Below are 17152 nucleotides of genomic sequence, written 5' to 3' on the forward strand. Positions count from 1 at the left end.
CTGACGGATTGGCGCTGCAGCGCAGACAGCCGTTAGATGGTCACGTGACCTAGTGAATCAGCCGACGGACTGGCCGGATCAGATCGGAGATATAGGCGATCTCCGGGAGATTGACGTTAAAGACCACCGCGAACATCAGATAGCATGTCACCACGATCAGGGCCGAAATCATCGCGATGCGGACGATCCCACGCTCTCCGGCGATGTAGAGAAGCGCCACTGCGCAAACCAGGGCGGGCAGCACATACCCGCCACCCATCGTCAGAACGACGACCCAAACGCTCAAAACTGCCGCAAAAGGAAAGGCGCCGAGCAGAATGGGAGCGATCTCGACCCAGTCAGGCCATTTTGGCGCGGGACGCAGGAGCGCCTGAAACACAAGGACCGCTCCGCAAACGGCAATAGCCACCGAGAGCCAGAATGGAAAATACCCGGCACGCCCCGAATAGCCGCTCCCCAGATAGGCGAGATAAGCGCCGGCGGAGAGGCATACCAGACCGAAGTAGGTATCGGCTTGACGTAGAAAGCCCATTGGACGGTCCTTCACGTCCGGCGGTCTGAGACCGCCGGACAGAATTGCGCTTCTTAGTTGCCCATGCCGGCGCGATCAATGATCTCGGTGGTGAGCTCATCGAAGTTCTCGATGATCTGGGCAAACTCCTCGGGACCACCGTAATGGACCGGAGACCCGATCTCCTGCATGCGGTTTACATAATCCTCGTTTTCGCTCAGCTGCTCCAGGACGCCGGCCAGATCGTTCACGATCTCTTCGGGCGTTTCGGCCGGAACGCCCCAGCCGCGGAATGTCGCAAACTCAGCTACGTTCAGACCTGCCTCTTCCCAGGTGGGGATGTCCGGCAATTCCTCGAGCCGTTCGCGCGAGGCGACGGCTAGAATGCGTACGGTACCGGCCTCGGCCTGCTTCTTTGCCTCCCCCCAGGGCCACAGTGCCGCCTGAACATGCTTGCCGGCGACCTGCTGCACCTGTTCACCGAATGCGGAGACATTGATGATGTTGAGATTGAGATCGGCACGATTTTCTAACGCAAGGCCGGACATGTGGTGCGACGTCCCCTCGCCCGACGTTACCACGCTCACTTCGCCATCGGTCGCGGCGGCGACAAAGTCATCGATCGTTTCGAACTCGGAATCGGTCGGGACCGCAATAACTTCCGGATCGAGCGTATACACCGCGACCGGACGGAAATCTGAAAGCTGATAAGGTGTATCCTGCAGTTTCGGATTCGTGACGATGGAGCTTGTCATGGCAAGCACCGTCTGGCCGTCCGGTTCAGCCCGCGCGACGGTTGCCTGTCCCACGACCGTGTTCGAGATATTCTCGACCACGAACTCATACTCGCCAAGGAGGCCAAGCTCGTTGGCAGACTCGGCAATGATGCGCGTCGTCGTGTCCACAGCACCACCCGGAGCGAAGGGAACGATCAACGACACGTCGTCTGCCGGATAGTCCTGAGCCGATGCGGGGACGGTCGCCAGTCCGAACGCCACCATGGCCGCGGACATCGAATGAACAAGCTTCATACTCTACCTCCTTCTGTGAATTCTGATAACGTCACCTGGCCGCTGCGGCGAGGGTCCGTTGTTCCTATGTCGTGATGATCTCGCCAGGAACAACGCTCCGCTTTCCTTCATCGCAGGCCCAGAGCGTCGGGCTATTGACCCCCTCCTGATCTGCATTTCCAATTACAATGGCCGCGTCGACATCATTGTGCTCACCTTAGGCCCTACATTAGCATATGATTTTCTTATTGTTTAAAGATGCGCGATCTTTCCAGCCGATTTCCGCAGAGGCAAGCACCCGCTTGCTAATAAAAATCGTAAATAGAGCGTTCAGGATGCTGGACGAAGGGCGCGAGCTCTCCTTTTCGTGCTGAAGTGGCAGGTCATAGCAGCAGCCACCGACACTGAAAACCGCACGATAGGTGTACAGGCCAATGGCTACATCACCAAAGATTGTAGCGAGAGCATTGCCGCAAACCCGAGCAGGAGGATTTCAAGGCAACTACAGACAGGCAAAGAAACATGACGGCCATTTCCGGTGGAGATTAAGCTGGAAACCGGCTCATGCGCTTCGCTGGTCGATGTGAACGTCACGCAGAAGAATCGCTTTCAGCCTGACCGTCTAGACCATCAGGCTGAAAACAAGTTGTCATAGGCACTGGCTTGGGAGTTGCGCCACCCTAATCGGAGTCGCCGAAATCGGTATCGATCCCGTTCTCATCTCGGTCGGACGTGTCGTCGCCATCTACCCCGTAAGCTCCCCCACGGAAGAACCCACGTATCTCGCTCATTGTCACGCTACCATTACCGTCCTCATCGATCGCGTTGAAAATACGCCCGTGGAAATCATTGACTTCATCGATGGATAGAGCACCATCACCATTGGCATCCACAATGGTAAACATAATTTTCATCCGCGCGCCGTGGAATGCCTGCGCTCCTCCGTGGTGGCGGCGCATCATACCGTGCTCCCCCATTCTTCGATCGCGATGCATGCGCGAGCGCCGGTCGCGCTGGCCCCATTGCCTGCGCGATTCCGTACGCATTTCGGATGGGCCACTGCGTTCGGCGTCGCCGTCAGTGAGGTCCGGCGGTTCTGGCTGTCCTTCAACGGTATCGCCCTGCTCAGTGCCGTCGCCACGCGTCATTTCTTCGATCATGTCGCGCATCATCTCTCTCATGGAGTTGCGATCCATGCCGCTGGACTCGCGATCCATGTCGCGGGCCGGAGCGCCGGGGGTGGGGTGATCCGGCTGCGTCGCCCCATCCTGGGCAAGTGCAGGACCTGCGGAAAGTAAAAGGGCACTGGACAGTGAAAATGCAACGAGCTTGTTCATGATGTTTCCTTCCGGGCGAGGCTTGGTTTGTCGAACAACAGAAATCGACCGAACATCCTCACCGGCGATAAGTTCCTCTAGGCAAGGAATGCATCGAAGACGCTCGGCGGTGGTCGACACGGCCTAGCTTTACAGTTGCATCTACGGCCGTGCCCCTCGCCTCTGTTTGGCAGGACAGAGAAGCGCGAAGGGTACTGACTATCTTAATGCCGGTTCACAGCTGTAATAGGGACATATTCACAAGAGGCCCTGATCTCGGAGATCCAAAAGGTCACCGGCTCGTTTCATCAGGTACTCACCGCAAATCTGCACAGCTGGTATGCAGTGTTCGGGATTGCCTGATAGGTAAGCATCCCTTACCTATCAACAAGTCGGCCATCTCCTCCTCCCAGATGCGATGCCGACAGCGGAATACGGTGCACCTCCTCCCGCACCGTAATTCGAATCAAGCCCGCTGTCACCTCCTCCCGACAGCGGGCTTTTTCTATTTTGATATGGCTATCAAATCTTCGGCGTGATCACGCCTGGATGACCACGACTTTAGCCCCAACCGAGGTCCGCTCATAAAGATCGATCACGTCGTGATTGGTCATCCGAATGCAGCCGCTCGAAACCGCTCCGCCGATCGTGTCAGGCTGATTGGTGCCGTGTATGCGGAACATCGTATCCCGCCCGTTCCGATACAAATAAAGCGCGCGCGCGCCTAGCGGGTTCTGCGGGCCGCCTGGAACACCAGACGCATATTGCCGATAACGAGGCTCTCGCCTCATCATGTTTGCAGTCGGGGTCCAGCTTGGCCACTCGGCTTTGCGCCCCACCACCGCATTGCCGCGGAGGGCCAGCCCCTCCCGGCCAACCCCGATCCCGTATCTGATCGCCCGGCCATTGCCCAAGACGTAGTAAAGCCGCCTCTCTGGTGTGTTTACAACTATTGTCCCTGCGGGCTCGCTACCCCCGTAGGCTACTTCTTGACGCCGCAGTTCGGGATCAATTCTTTCGAGAGATATAGGACCCACAGGAAAGCGTTCGTCCGGAAGAGCTGCATAGTTCGCGCGATCGGCAACGAACTCTGTAGAAACACAACCGGAAACGAACAGCGGCAACCCGACAAGAAATCCACGACGAGAGATAGACATAGCGCCCCACCAGTTTTCTGCGATCTCACACGACTAATATAGAGATTGGTTAATAAACGGTTTTGTCTGCAACCGAGATCCCACGTTTACTACCGCTTTCACACACTTGGCGAAACCTCAAGGCAGGACGCCGGACACGGTTATGCGCCCGATAGGCACACGAATATTCAGATAGCTCAGGTAACCCAGAGCGCGCTCGAGGGAAGTCTCCATGCGTTCGGATATCTTATACCGCAGGATCGCAAACCGCCATAGAGCAGGTAATCGAAAAATTCCCAGGGACTCGCGGGAAACGCCGATGCGCTGGCTGGAAACCGTTCGCGCCAGCTTGCCCGCCTAATAAGCTGGCGGGTCGCTGGCCGGGAAGGATTCGATCGAGCCTTCCTCGACAATTCCTTCGGCGGGTTTGCGCTCGCGGGCTGGCTGTGGGCTCGCGGCAAGTCCCTGCTTTTCCTCGGCGCGCTCAGCACCCAGCAACAGGCGCCGCAGGACGTAGTGAAGAATTCCGCCGTGCGAGAAGTAGCGGAACTCCTGCGGCGTATCGATACGCACCTGCGCTTCGAACGCAACGCTTTTGCCATCGCGCGCATTGGCCGTCACCATCAGCCCCGTTCCTCCGGCAAAGCCGCTTTCCACCGCCTCAGCCAACCCCTCGATATCGAAAACCTCTTCACCATCGAGCCCAAGGGAATCGATCGAATCTCCGTCCCGGAACTGGAGCGGCAGAATCCCCATCCCGATCAGGTTGGAGCGGTGAATGCGCTCGAAGCTTTCTGCGACCACTGCGCGCACCCCTTGCAGGGCAACACCCTTGGCCGCCCAATCGCGGCTTGATCCGGAACCGTATTCCTTCCCGGCCAGAACCACCAGCGGCGTTCCTTTCTCCTGGTAGCGCATGGCGGCATCGTAGATCGGCATGGTCTCGCCACTCGGCAAATGGCGTGTGAAGGGGCCTTCCATATCCGGCACCAGACGATTGCGAATACGCAAGTTGGCGAAGGTGCCGCGTACCATCACCTCGTGGTTGCCGCGCCGAGCGCCATAGGAGTTGAAATCTTTGGGCTCGACACCGCGCTCGATCAGGTGTCGTCCGGCCGGCGAGTCCTTCTGGATGCTACCGGCCGGTGAGATATGATCGGTTGTCACGCTGTCGCCCAGCATGGCAAGCACGCGCGCGCCGCGGATTTCAGGCACCCGATCGGGCGCCTCTTTGGACATACCGTCGAAGAAGGTCGGTCGGCGGATATAGGTGGAATCCGGATTCCACGGGTAAAGCTCACTCGCCTCGACCTTCAGCCGGTCCCACCGTTCATCGCCTTCATAGATGGTGCTATAGTTGCGCTGGTACATCTCGGATCCGACCGCTTCGCCGATAACCCGCTCGACCTCCTTGCTCGACGGCCAGATGTCGCGCAGGAAGACCGGCCGCCCCTCCGGATCCTCACCCAAGGGCTCGGTATGGAGATCGATGTCGATGCGGCCAGCAAGGGCGAAGGCCACCACCAGCGGCGGTGACATCAGATAGTTGGCGCGGACTTCCGAATTGATGCGCCCTTCGAAATTGCGATTGCCCGAGAGAACGGACGCGACCACCAGCCCGTTATCCCGAACAGCCTCCGAGACCTCCGCCGGCAGCGGTCCCGAATTGCCGATGCAGGTCGTGCAGCCATAACCGGCAAGGTGGAACCCAAGCGCCTCAAGGTGCGGGGTCAATCCGGCCTTATCGTAGTAGTCGGTCACGACCCGAGAACCGGGCGCAAGCGAGGTCTTCACCCAGGGCTTGCTTTTCAGACCCTTTTCCGAGGCCTTACGCGCCAGCAGACCGGCCGCAACCATCACCGACGGGTTGGAGGTGTTGGTGCAGCTCGTTATTGCGGCTATGGCGACCGATCCATGGCGCAGTGCGTGCTTCTCCTCGCCGATATGCACTTCCGCCATTTCCGGCACGTTCTCATAATCTTCTTCGCCCCACACCCCTTCGGCGTGACCATTCTCGGTCGGTGTGCTTGTGGCCTTCTTTTGCGTTCTGGCCTGCCCATCGGGTTGCAGCGAGGGCAGCGCCTCGCGAAAGGCATCGCCCGCCCCTGACAACGGAATGCGGTCCTGCGGCCGACGCGGCCCGGCGATGCTCGGCTCGACCGTTTCCAGATCGAGCTCCAGCGTGTCGGAATAGTTAGGCGCCGGCGCATCCTCTGTATGGAACAGCCCTTGTGCCTTCATGTAAGTCTCGACCAGCGCAATCTGCTCTTCCGAGCGTCCGGTAAAGCGCAGGTAATCGAGGGTAACACGGTCGACTGGAAAAATCGTGCAGGTCGAGCCGTATTCGGGCGACATGTTGCCGATCGTCGCCCGGTCCGCCAGCCCCAAGCTGGAAACACCGGGCCCGTAGAACTCGACGAACTGCCCGACCACGCCCTTGCGGCGCAGCATTTCCGCCACGGTCAGAACGAGATCGGTCGCCGTTGCGCCTTCGCGCAGCGCCCCTGTCAGCCGAACGCCGAGAACCCGCGGAATGAGCATTGAGATCGGCTGACCGAGCATCGCGGCCTCCGCTTCGATGCCGCCCACACCCCAGCCGAGCACGCCCAGACCATTGACCATCGGTGTATGCGAGTCAGTCCCCACCACAGTGTCGGGATAGGCGAACGGCAACCCCTCGTCGTCGCGGTGGGCCTCCTCGCCCAGGCCGAAGACCACGCGCGCCAGGAACTCCAGATTGACCTGGTGGCAGATACCGGCATTGGGCGGCGTAGCGGTGAAATTTGCAAAAGCCTCGCGCCCCCATTTGATGAAGGCGTAGCGTTCCTCGTTGCGCTTGTAGTCCAGTTCCTCGTTGCGATCGAACGCCTGGGCGTTGCCGAAGGCGTCCACCTGGATCGAGTGGTCGATGACGAGTTCGACGGGCTGCTGCGGATTGATCTTCTTGGGATCACCGCCGAGCTCTGCCATCGCGTCGCGCATGGCGGCCAGATCCACGAGCGCAGGCACGCCGGTGAAATCCTGCAAGAGCACGCGGGCGGGCATGAATGCGATCTCGCGCCGCGGATGGTCCTTCGGGTCCCATCCGGCAATCGCCTTTATATCATCCGCACTTACCGTCGAGCCATCCTCATGCCTCAGCAGGTTTTCGAGCAGAATACGCAGTGAATACGGGAGGCGATCGATCTCAAAGCCCTGTTCGCGCAAGGGCGCGAAGCTGAAGTACCGATAGGACTTTCCGTTGACGCGAAGCTCGGAAGCGGTCTTGAAGCTATCCACCGGAGTGTCCTCCTCTATTTACGTCGAAACACCTCCAAAGGGCCGAAGTTCCGTCGGCCGCGCCTGGGGAAGCTAGAACTCGACGGGCGGCAGCGGCTTGCGTGCCGGACCGTGGATCACCGACCCGTCGGCCGCGAAAATCGAGCCGTGGCAGGGACAATCCCAGGTCCGGTCCGCGTTGTTCCAGGTCAGCGCACAGCCTTTGTGCGTGCAGTTCGCCGACATCGTGTGAAGATTGCCAGCTTCGTCACGCCAGGCGGCAATCTTCTCTTCTCCGCTGATTAGAACGCCGCCGTGGCCCGGCGCGATTTCCTCCGGGCCTGCCACAATCGACTGACTGTCGCCGCTCTGATGAAAGTCTTCCGGAAATGGCCGAGCCGGATCGTAGAGGGCGGTCCAATCGTTTGCCTGGCCGGCGATCTGGTCTGCGATCATCATCCCTACCGCCGTGCCGTTGCTGATTCCCCACGCGTTGAAGCCGGTGGCGATGTAAAAGCCCGGCGCCTTTTCAGGATCCGGCTCGCCGGCATAGGGCACGCGGTCGGCAGTATCGTAGTCCTCGTTGCACCAGCGCCAGACCGCTTCTCCAACCGGCAGGTTCGCCCTTGCCCAGTCCTCCACTTCGACAAACCGGGCCGCCAAATCTCGCTCCTGCCCAGTGTTGTAGCGCTGTCCGAGCACGACCAGCAGCGGCCCGTCCGCATCACGCCCCGTCCGCAGCGAGCGCGAAGGATCTTCCACGCTGATAAACATGCCGTCGATCGCAGCCGTGTCTTCGACACGAAACGCCATGGCGGGATGGCTGCGCGGCTGCGTACGATGCGCCATGCCTACCGGGCTCTTCACGGTCATATTCGTGGCCACGAGGATGTTTTCGGCATGAACCGTGCCGTGATCGGTCACAACCCGCCAGCGGCTTGCCTCGCCGATAAACCGCGCGCGGCTGTTTTCGAAGATTCGCCCGCCCCGGCTTTCAACGGCCCGGGCCAGCCCAACCAGATACTGCGCAGGGTTGAATTGTGCCTGATCGGGAAATCGCAGAGCACCGGCAGTATCGAAAGGAAGCGGTGCACGATCCAGGACCTCCGCCACCAGACCCAGTTGCCGCGCGGCATCCGCCTCTGCCTCGATCTTGGAGCGGATGGCGGGATCCTGCGTATAGGTGTAGGCGGCTTTCGCCTCCAACTCGCAAGCGATATCATATTCCGCGACCCAGCTCTTGATCCGCTCTGCCCCGGCGCTGTTCGCCTCGGCATAGGTGCGCGCCCGATCAAACCCGATCGAGTCGATCAGGTCGCGATAGATCAGCCGATGCTGCGTCGTGATTTTGGCGGTGGAACGGCCCGTCACCTGCCGCCCCACGCGCAATCCTTCCAGCACGATGACCGAGCGACCTTCCTCGCAAAGGCGAAGCGCCGCCGTCAGGCCCACGATGCCACCACCCACGACCACCGTTTCTGCATGAATGGATTCATCAAGTGGCGGGTAGTCCGTGATTTGCGTATTGGCAACCCAGCAGCAATCCGCTTTTCCAGGCAGTTCAGGCATCGGGCTATTCATTCTCATAAGCGCCGACAAGCCCGACTTCGGCGATGACGCGCGGCCGCGGCCGCTCCAGCATATCGAATGCGGGGCTCTCGAGGGAAAAGGCCATCTCATTCCTCTTCGTGACGGCATAACTGCTCTCCTCCGAACACAGGTACAGCGCTACTGTTCCGTGAGCCGGCCGAAAGCTCGCGCCTGAAATTCAGCTGGTAAACTGCTGGACATTCCGCTAATGTTTTTCGACTTTCTGCGGAGCAGTCTCGTGCTGGGCTTTCTGCGTTTTGTGTTCATCCTGCTTTTGGCGGTTGCCTCTCTAGGGGCAGAATTGCGATTCTCGCCGCCTGTTCTTGCGTCCTCCGTTCACAGCGACGCAATCAGGACCGAGCAGGTTTCGGAAGTGGCGGTTCTGCCGTCGGGCCCGGTCCAGATTCCGACAATCACGCGCGGCCTGCAGTCCAACAGCGAGAAGAACGACGATTTCGCCGACGCGCTACCCTCGGCCATTCAGCTTGATCTTTGTGCTCACTATGCGGTCCTCGTCTCACACCAGCCGCATGCAACCGCCCCCCATTGCGCTGCTATTCTTCGCGCCCGATCCCCTCCCCGTCCGACCATTTCCGCTTGAACGAATAATTTCCTGAAATCGACGCGGTCGACCTGAGCGAAGCTCAACGCAGCTGTGATTCAGCGGCGGCAAAGGCCGCGTCCGGGCATCGGATCAATGAACATGAAACGCATCATCAGTTTCTGGAGCGTCGCCGGAGCTATCTCCGTGGCAACGTTCGTCTCAATAGAAATCGCCGCGGCGGCCACAGCGGCGGTCTGGGCGCTCTCCGGCGTCCTCGGGCTCGGTCAGTTCACGACAGTCGCATTGGCGGTCCTCATCGGACTCCCGAGTGTCTACGCGATTTTCATCGTCGCGAGATTGAGTTTCCTCGCGGAGACGGATCCGCAGAACAACTACCTGGAGTCTTTCGAGGAAGAGCGGCGGGAGGGCGATCTGCATTCAGTCACTTGATCCAGAAGCCTTGGCCGCCGAGCGCCGCTCTCAGCCCTTCTGGTGCACCGTGTCGCCCCATGGCGACATGATCTCCGTGCAACCCATGTTCACGCCGTCCTCCCGCATGACGCCCGCCGGGCAGGCAAAGGCATATGGAAACACGCTCCGCTCCGCCGTCACCACGGGGTGAACCGCTTTGAGAGCCGCGATAATGTCTTCGGACAGGTCTTCATCGGCAACGATCGTGCCGCCACCGCTATTGTCGACGCGCGGGTGATGGAACGCGTCCTCCAGGCTCATTTCGAAATCCATCATGAAGGAGGTAAGGTTCAGCACGGCAGGCAGGATTTTGCGCCCGCCGGACGCACCGATAGCGAAGCGGCGGCCGCCCTTTTCCCCGATGGCCGGGCAGACATTCATCAGGCACGCCTTGTCCGGGGCGAGTGAATTGGGTCTGCCCGGTTCGGGATCGAACCACATGATGCCGTTGTTCATCAGAAGGCCTGTGGAAGGGGAGACCACCCGCGAGCCGAAAATGGAAAGTAGCGTCTGCGTTACCGCGCACATGTTTCCGTGCTTGTCGACCACGCTGAAATGCGTGGTGCAGGACGGCGCATGCGGCGCCTCCATATCACCCATTTCCCTCAGCCGCCGCTCGTAGGTTCGGCCGAGTGCGCGCGCCATTTCGGCAAAGCTCTCCGCGTTCGGGGCACCTCCCGGCACAAACGCTTTTTCCATCACGGACAGACATTCGGCCAGATTTGGCCCGGCATTCAGCCCTTCAGCCGCATGCACAGTCCCGCCCCGGTATGGTGCATCAATGGTCGGCGTGAGCTGCGCCCGATAGGCCGCAAGATCTTCGTGGGAAAGAGATCCGCCCTTAGCCTGGACGTCGTTGGCAAGTGTCTGCGCAATCTCTCCCTCATAGAAATCCCGCGGCCCCGCTTCGGCAAGCCTTGAAAGAGTGTCCGCGATGCGGGACTGATCCAGCCGCGTAGTCGACAGCGCCGTCCAGCCGGCGATCTTCGGCCATTGTCCGTCTTCCAAAAAGAGCGCGGCCGCATCCCGGTCCTTCGATAGCTCCCGAGCCGCAGAGGCGATCAGCAGCGAGGCGTACCAGTCCACCAGCATGCCTTCCCGGGCCAGGTCCACAGCCGGTGTGAGCAGGTCGCGCCAGGGCAAGATCCCGTACGTCTCGTGAGCGAGTTCCATGCCCGCCACGGTTCCCGGCACGGCGATCGCGGTTGCGCCCTGTACATTGCGGTCCTCCACCACCGATGGCCAGGGGAACAGATCGGAGGCTTTCCCCTCGCCCGAAAGCGGGTAGTCGGCAGGATCGAGCCCGGCAGGCGAGCGCATCCCGAACTGAATCGTCCGTGCCGCCTGCTCCCCTTCGCGCCACAAGGTCATCGCACCGCCGCCGGCGGGGCCGCTCATCCACGGCTCCACAACGCCGATGGCGAATGAAGTCGCCACGGCGGCGTCGACGGCATCGCCGCCGGCCTCGAGAACCGCCGCGCCCACCTCCGCTGCAACCCGATGCTGCGCTGCCACGACACCGTTGTTCGTCTTGGCGACGTGTTTTCGAATGACCTGTGTGCGCGAGAAATTGCTCATACCAAATCCTTGTTCTGCAAACAGACGGGTAGCCAACGGCCCGATCGAAGGAAATGAAGGCCCGTCTTTCAGACGAGAGTTATCACGCAACCCACCGGCATCTGGCAATCCATGCGGACGCTCAACGCGTCCGTTTCAGCCCCCGCACCAGCGTTTCTGCCACAAGCTCCACTTCAGGCGGTGACGCAGGTTTCTGCAGCAGCCAGTAGCCGCGATCACTGTCGAGCGCCAGATCGCATGCCTGGACAATTGTGCCGCTGGCCAGTTGATCGTCGATCAGGCCATGCCAGCCGAGCGCCACACCCTGGCCGGATTGGGCCGCCTGTATGGCGAGTGTATAGGTGTTGAAGCTCAGTGAGGCTGCCGATGCATGTTCGGCGATGCCTGCCGCGGCAAACCAGCTTTCCCATGTAAACCACCGGCCGCCCTCATCGCCTTCGAGGTGGATGAGGGGAACATCGAGAAGTTGCTCGGGTGAGGCGAACGGGCCGCGGCGCCCGCGGAAAGCCGACGAGCATACAGTTGTAACGCGCTCGGGGATAAGCAGCTGCGCCTCACCCGGCATATCGCTGCGCGCCCCGAACAGAATCGGCAGATCGTGCTCGTTCTCGATCCTTGGCAGCAGCGATTGCGTCGCGACGATCTGCACATCGATAGCCGGATGCTCGCGCCGAAAGCGCGCGACCAGCGGCATCAGGCGGAAGGTGGCGAAGGCAAAGTCGGTGATCAGCCGGACCGTCGGCGTCGCGGCCCGCTGGCGAATCGAATTCACCGCATCGTCGAGACTTTCCAGCCCCTGGCTCACAGCCCGCTGCAAGACCTCTCCCTCGCGCGTCAGCGCCAACCCGCGGTGACGGCGATGGAACAAAGTCACCCCCAAAAGTTCCTCGATTTGCCGGATTCGATACGATAGCGCCGGCTGGGTCACGCCGAGTGCTTCGGCCGCACGCGTAAGGTTCTGATGGCGCGCCGTTTGCTCGAAGAGACGCAAACAGCCGACGTCGAGTGGATTTGTAGACATAAACCACCTTTATGGCAGGCATCAGGAGAATGCTTCTTCACAAGCCCCGGCAAATCTTCGATTGTTGGCGCGGCCATGATGTGTCGCCGATGCCAACTCGGTCAAGCGGCATGTATGGCAAACGAGAATGAACCCTGAGCGGCTTCAGGAAAGCACGTTTAGGCGCGATGCCGGCGGTATCGCATGGTGGGGACTTTGGGGCACCGAATCCGGCCGAAGCTAATCGGTAGAGGCCTTTGCCGCGCGCGTGCCGGCGGCCGTTGACCGCTTTCCCTGCGAACAAAACACGGCTCACGAGGAGAGCGTATCTGAGATGACAAGGAAGCGGCCCAACATATTGATCATAATGGCCGACCAGCTTAACGGGACCCTGTTTCCCGACGGGCCGGCGGAGTGGCTGCACACACCCAATCTAAAGGCGCTGGCTGCCCGCTCCGCGCGATTCCCGAACTGTTATACGGCCTCGCCGCTCTGCGCGCCGGGCCGCGCCTCGTTCATGGCCGGTCAGCTGCCCAGCCGCACACGCGTCTATGACAACGCGGCGGAATTTCCATCCGACATTCCCACCTACGCGCATCACCTGCGGCGCGCCGGCTATTATACCTGCCTGTCCGGCAAGATGCATTTCGTGGGGCCGGACCAGCTTCACGGTTTTGAAGACAGGCTGACCACCGACATCTATCCGGCCGACTTCGGTTGGACCCCGGACTATCGCAAGCCGGGCGAACGCATCGACTGGTGGTACCACAATCTGGGCTCTGTCACCGGCGCGGGCGTTGCCGAAATCTCCAACCAGATGGAGTATGACGATGAGGTCGCCTTCTTCGCCGAACAAAAGCTTTTTCAACTTGCCCGCCAACAACATGACACGGGCCGCCGCCCCTGGGCGCTCACCGTCTCCTTCAGCCATCCTCACGACCCCTATGTGGCGCGACGCAAGTTCTGGGACCTCTACGAGGATTGCCCATACCTCCTGCCTGATGTGAATGAAATTCCGTTCTCCGCGCAGGACCCGCATTCGCAGCGGATCTATATGGCAAACGACTACGAACGGTTCGACATTACCGAGGAGGACGTCCGCCGCTCCCGCCGCGCCTATTTCGCCAACATTTCCTACCTGGACGAAAAGATCGGCGCACTCCTGGATACGCTAAAACGCACCCGTATGGACGAGGACACGATTATCGTGCTCTGCTCCGATCACGGAGACATGCTTGGCGAACGCGGACTGTGGTTCAAGATGAGTTTCTACGAAGGCTCTGCCCGTGTGCCCTTGATGATGGCCGGCCCCGGTGTCGAACCGGGCCTCAACAGCACACCGGTTTCGACGCTTGACGTAACGCCGACGCTCGCGGATCTGGTCGGCATCTCCATGGACGAGGTGCTGCCATGGACCGATGGCGAGAACCTTGTACCCTGCTTCTCAGGCTTACAACGTGAAAGCCCGGTACTGATAGAATATGCGGCGGAAGCTTCGCATGCTCCGCTGGTCGCGATTCGCGAGGGCAAATGGAAATACGTGCATTGCGCACTTGATCCCGATCAGCTCTTCGATCTCGAAGCCGATCCCAATGAACTCAACAATCTCGCGGCCGATCCCGCACACGACGACACGTTGCGCCACTTCACCGAACAACGCTGGGCACGCTGGGATATGTCCCGTTTCGATGCCGAGGTGAGGGAAAGTCAGGCGCGCCGTCATGTGGTATACGAAGCGCTGCGAAACGGTTCCTACTACCCTTGGGATTTCCAGCCGCTGCAGAAAGCTTCGGAGCGCTATATGCGCAATCATATGGACCTGAACATTCTTGAGGATAGCCAGCGCTTTCCTCGCGGTGAATAGGTCCGAACAGCTCTCGAAGAGGGAGCATAAACGCGCTTAGCGGTTCGCTTCGGGGTGCGGGCCGCATGTTCTTGCCGTCTGGCTCGGGAAAGTTCCGGGCCGAAGCGGTTCGGCACAGGCGATGGCCGTGTAAAGCGGTTCACCCTGCAATGGAGGATCATTATGAGCCAGCAGGTAAAAACGGGTGCGTTGGGGCCCTTCCCCCACGTCAGCAAGCCGGTATTCATCATATCGGCCGTGCTTATCGTGGGCTTCATCATCTTCGGGGCTGTTTTCACCGAGTCGGCGGCGGCACTCTTTACCGGAGCGCAAACGGCAATCGCCGACTATTTCGGCTGGTTTCTCATCATCGTAACCAACCTGGCTGTGCTGATGAGCCTTTATCTGGCCTTGGGTCCCTACGGCAGGGTCCGGCTCGGCGCGCAAACGGAAGCGCCGCAATACGGCCTGTTTTCCTGGACGGCGATGCTGTTCAGCGCCGGTATTGGCATTGGCTTGCTCTACTGGGCGGTTGCCGAGCCGTTGTTCCACTTTTTCGCACCCCCGATCGCCGAGGCTGAGAGCGTGCAAGCGGCGGAGCAGGCAATGGTGCTGTCATTCCTGCACTGGGGCATTCATGGCTGGGCGCTCTATTGCATCGTCGGCCTGTCGCTCGCCTATTTCCACTATCGAAAGGGGCTGCCGCTTTCGATCCGCTCGGCCCTCTACCCGCTAATCGGCGAACGCATTTACGGTCCGCTCGGGCATGCAGCCGACATTCTCGCGGTCTTCGGCACGATCTTCGGCATTGTAACCACGCTTGGTCTCGGCGTGATGCAGGTGAACGCCGGCCTGGAAAGCCTGTTCGGAGTGCCCAACAATACTTTCGTCCAGATAATCCTGATCGCCATAATCACGGGTTTCGCGACCATCTCGGTCATGCTCGGCCTTGATAAGGGCATCAGGCGCGTCAGTAACTTCAACATTCTGCTGAGCTTCGTGCTTCTCCTGTTCATCCTGCTTGCCGGCCCAACGCTCTACATCCTCGACAGCTTCGTTGAGAACACCGGCAACTATCTTTCCAACCTCGTCTTTTTCAGCCTCTGGACCGAAGCCTATTCCGACACGAACTGGCAGGTGAACTGGACGATCTTCTACTGGGCCTGGTGGATATCCTGGTCGCCTTTCGTGGGCATATTCATCGCCCGTATTTCGCGCGGCCGGACCGTGCGTGAATTCACGCTCGGGGTCCTGTTCATCCCCGTCTTTATCCTGTTCTTTTGGTTCACCGCTTTCGGCGGCGTCGCCGTGAATATGGAACTCGCGGGCAATCCGGGCCTGATCGAGGCGACACAACAGAGCTATGGTAACGCGATCTTCCGGTTTCTCGACTTCTTCCCGTTCACGAGGCTGGTGACCGCCGTTGTCGTCATCATGATCATCGTCTGGTTTGTCACCTCTTCCGACAGCGGCAGTTTCGTCATCGACATGCTTACCGCCGGCGGGCATAGCGATCCGCCCAGGATACAGCGCCTTTTCTGGGCAACGACAGAGGGCCTCATCGCAGCTGTCCTTTTGGCCGCCGGGGGACTCTCCGCGCTGCAGGCTGCGGCCGTGGTCGCCGGCTTCCCCTTCGCCTTTGTCATCCTGATCATGATGTGGGGACTGTTGCGGGCGCTCGGACGCGACCGGCTGGTGCTCTACCGCTACAAACAGTGGTACCGCACCGAGCAGGAAGCCGAATTCAACCTGCCGAACGCCTATGTCGGCGAGAGTGCCCTGTCCGGGCCGCCGGCCCCGCCCACACCCGCGGACGAAGTGAGCACAGGCGATGGAGCCCCCATCGCGACGCCGAAGCCGGCCGAGTAACGGCTTCCGCTCCGCCGGATAGCTCCAAGTAGAGCCCGGGCCGTTCGTCGGCCCGGGCTTTTGTTTTCAGCATCGCGTGCCGGGAGGTCGACGAAAGGCGAGGGTTGCCTTCGGACGCCGTTTTCGGCCATCCTCTTTGTCCGGCCAGCCTTCTCGGCCCACTAAAGTTGTCCGCTATTGAAGGGATATCTCGATGAAGATTTCACGACGCAGGACCTTGAAGCTGGGGCTTGCCAGCCTCGCGGGACTTGGAGCAACGAAGATAATGCCATTCGCCGCACGTGCTCAGGAGAATGGAGATACCTACCCGACCGATAACGGCGAGATCACTATCCACCCGATTTCGCATGCATCGTTCGTGATGACGATCCCGAACATGGTGCTTTACGTCGATCCCGTCGGTGGTGCCGAGGCCTATGAAGGCTATCCGACACCGGATCTCATCCTGATTACTCACGAGCACGGCGATCACTACGAGCCGGAAACCTTGAGTGCCCTCGTGGGCGATCAGACGCGCATGGTTACCAATCCGGCAGTCTACGATATGCTGCCTGAGGATCTGAAGGAGATCGCCACGTCCATCTCGAATGGCGAGACCACCACCGTGGATGACCTGGAGATCGAAGCGATCCCCGCCTACAACACCACAGAGGACCGCCTGCAGTATCACCCCGAGGGCCGGGACAACGGCTATGTTCTCACGATCGACGGTCGGCGCGTCTACATCGCCGGAGATACCGAGGACATCCCGGAGATGCGCGCGCTTTCCGATATCTTTATTGCGTTCGTGCCGATGAACCTGCCCTACACGATGGACGTCGAACAAGCGAGCTCGGCCGTGGCGGAGTTCGCGCCCCAATACGTCTACCCGTATCATTACCGGGACAGCGATCCGGAAGAGTTCGCCTCCAATCTCTCCGATGCCGGCGCCAGCACTGAAGTCATCTTCGGCCCCTGGTACGACGAGTGAAGGGCCCGGCGCTTCACTCATAATCGAAACTGGCGTCAGGTTACGCTTTACCTCAC

Annotated in this window: 13 protein-coding genes; 5 read left to right on the forward strand and 8 right to left on the reverse strand. The window is 60.2% G+C overall.

All coding sequences use genetic code 11. The annotated features are described in order from the left end of the window. Positions 1 to 49: 49 nt before the first annotated feature. From LY631_RS12135 to LY631_RS12160, 6 genes are all read right to left on the reverse strand, one after another. A complete protein-coding gene (locus LY631_RS12135) occupies positions 50 to 532 on the reverse strand; it encodes a tripartite tricarboxylate transporter TctB family protein (protein ID WP_274425660.1) in 483 nt (160 codons plus the stop codon). A gap of 53 nt (positions 533 to 585) precedes the next feature. Further along, positions 586 to 1542, reverse strand: coding sequence for a Bug family tripartite tricarboxylate transporter substrate binding protein (locus tag LY631_RS12140; RefSeq protein ID WP_274425661.1), 957 nt, complete (start codon positions 1540 to 1542; stop codon positions 586 to 588). Positions 1543 to 2201: 659 nt separating this feature from the next. Continuing rightward, entirely contained in the window at positions 2202 to 2858 is a 657-nt protein-coding gene (locus LY631_RS12145) for an EF-hand domain-containing protein (RefSeq protein WP_274425662.1), read from the reverse strand. A gap of 518 nt (positions 2859 to 3376) precedes the next feature. Beyond that, a complete protein-coding gene (locus tag LY631_RS12150; RefSeq protein WP_274425664.1) occupies positions 3377 to 3994 on the reverse strand; it encodes a L,D-transpeptidase in 618 nt (205 codons plus the stop codon). Positions 3995 to 4330: 336 nt separating this feature from the next. Continuing rightward, positions 4331 to 7252, reverse strand: a complete 2922-nt coding sequence (gene acnA, locus LY631_RS12155; RefSeq protein ID WP_274425665.1) for an aconitate hydratase AcnA — start codon at positions 7250 to 7252, stop codon at positions 4331 to 4333. A 72-nt stretch (positions 7253 to 7324) separates the two neighbouring features. Next, positions 7325 to 8800, reverse strand: a complete 1476-nt coding sequence (locus LY631_RS12160; RefSeq protein WP_274425666.1) for an FAD-dependent oxidoreductase — start codon at positions 8798 to 8800, stop codon at positions 7325 to 7327. A 229-nt stretch (positions 8801 to 9029) separates the two neighbouring features. Between LY631_RS12160 and LY631_RS12165 the strand changes: the two genes are divergently transcribed. Next, complete coding sequence (locus tag LY631_RS12165; protein ID WP_274425668.1) at positions 9030 to 9422, forward strand: hypothetical protein; 393 nt, start codon at positions 9030 to 9032, stop codon at positions 9420 to 9422. Positions 9423 to 9524: 102 nt separating this feature from the next. Then, complete coding sequence (locus tag LY631_RS12170) at positions 9525 to 9815, forward strand: hypothetical protein (protein WP_274425670.1); 291 nt, start codon at positions 9525 to 9527, stop codon at positions 9813 to 9815. Between the two features lie 30 nt (positions 9816 to 9845). Here the strand turns inward: LY631_RS12170 and LY631_RS12175 are convergent, their stop codons facing one another. Next, positions 9846 to 11414: a gamma-glutamyltransferase family protein gene (locus LY631_RS12175; protein ID WP_274425671.1), complete on the reverse strand. Its 1569-nt coding sequence runs from the start codon at positions 11412 to 11414 to the stop codon at positions 9846 to 9848. A gap of 121 nt (positions 11415 to 11535) precedes the next feature. Next, a complete protein-coding gene (locus tag LY631_RS12180; RefSeq protein WP_274425672.1) occupies positions 11536 to 12435 on the reverse strand; it encodes a LysR substrate-binding domain-containing protein in 900 nt (299 codons plus the stop codon). A 313-nt stretch (positions 12436 to 12748) separates the two neighbouring features. Here LY631_RS12180 and betC point away from each other — a divergent pair, with 313 nt between their 5' ends. From betC to LY631_RS12195, 3 genes are all read left to right on the forward strand, one after another. Then, on the forward strand, positions 12749 to 14278 hold the full coding sequence (betC, locus tag LY631_RS12185) for a choline-sulfatase (protein WP_274425673.1): 1530 nt from the start codon (positions 12749 to 12751) through the stop codon (positions 14276 to 14278). A 162-nt stretch (positions 14279 to 14440) separates the two neighbouring features. Continuing rightward, a complete protein-coding gene (locus LY631_RS12190; RefSeq protein ID WP_274425674.1) occupies positions 14441 to 16126 on the forward strand; it encodes a BCCT family transporter in 1686 nt (561 codons plus the stop codon). A 193-nt stretch (positions 16127 to 16319) separates the two neighbouring features. Further along, positions 16320 to 17096, forward strand: coding sequence for an MBL fold metallo-hydrolase (locus LY631_RS12195; protein ID WP_274425675.1), 777 nt, complete (start codon positions 16320 to 16322; stop codon positions 17094 to 17096). Positions 17097 to 17152: the final 56 nt, after the last annotated feature.

The sequence above is a fragment of the Chelativorans sp. YIM 93263 genome (genome assembly GCF_028767125.1).
Lineage (GTDB): Bacteria > Pseudomonadota > Alphaproteobacteria > Rhizobiales > Rhizobiaceae > Chelativorans.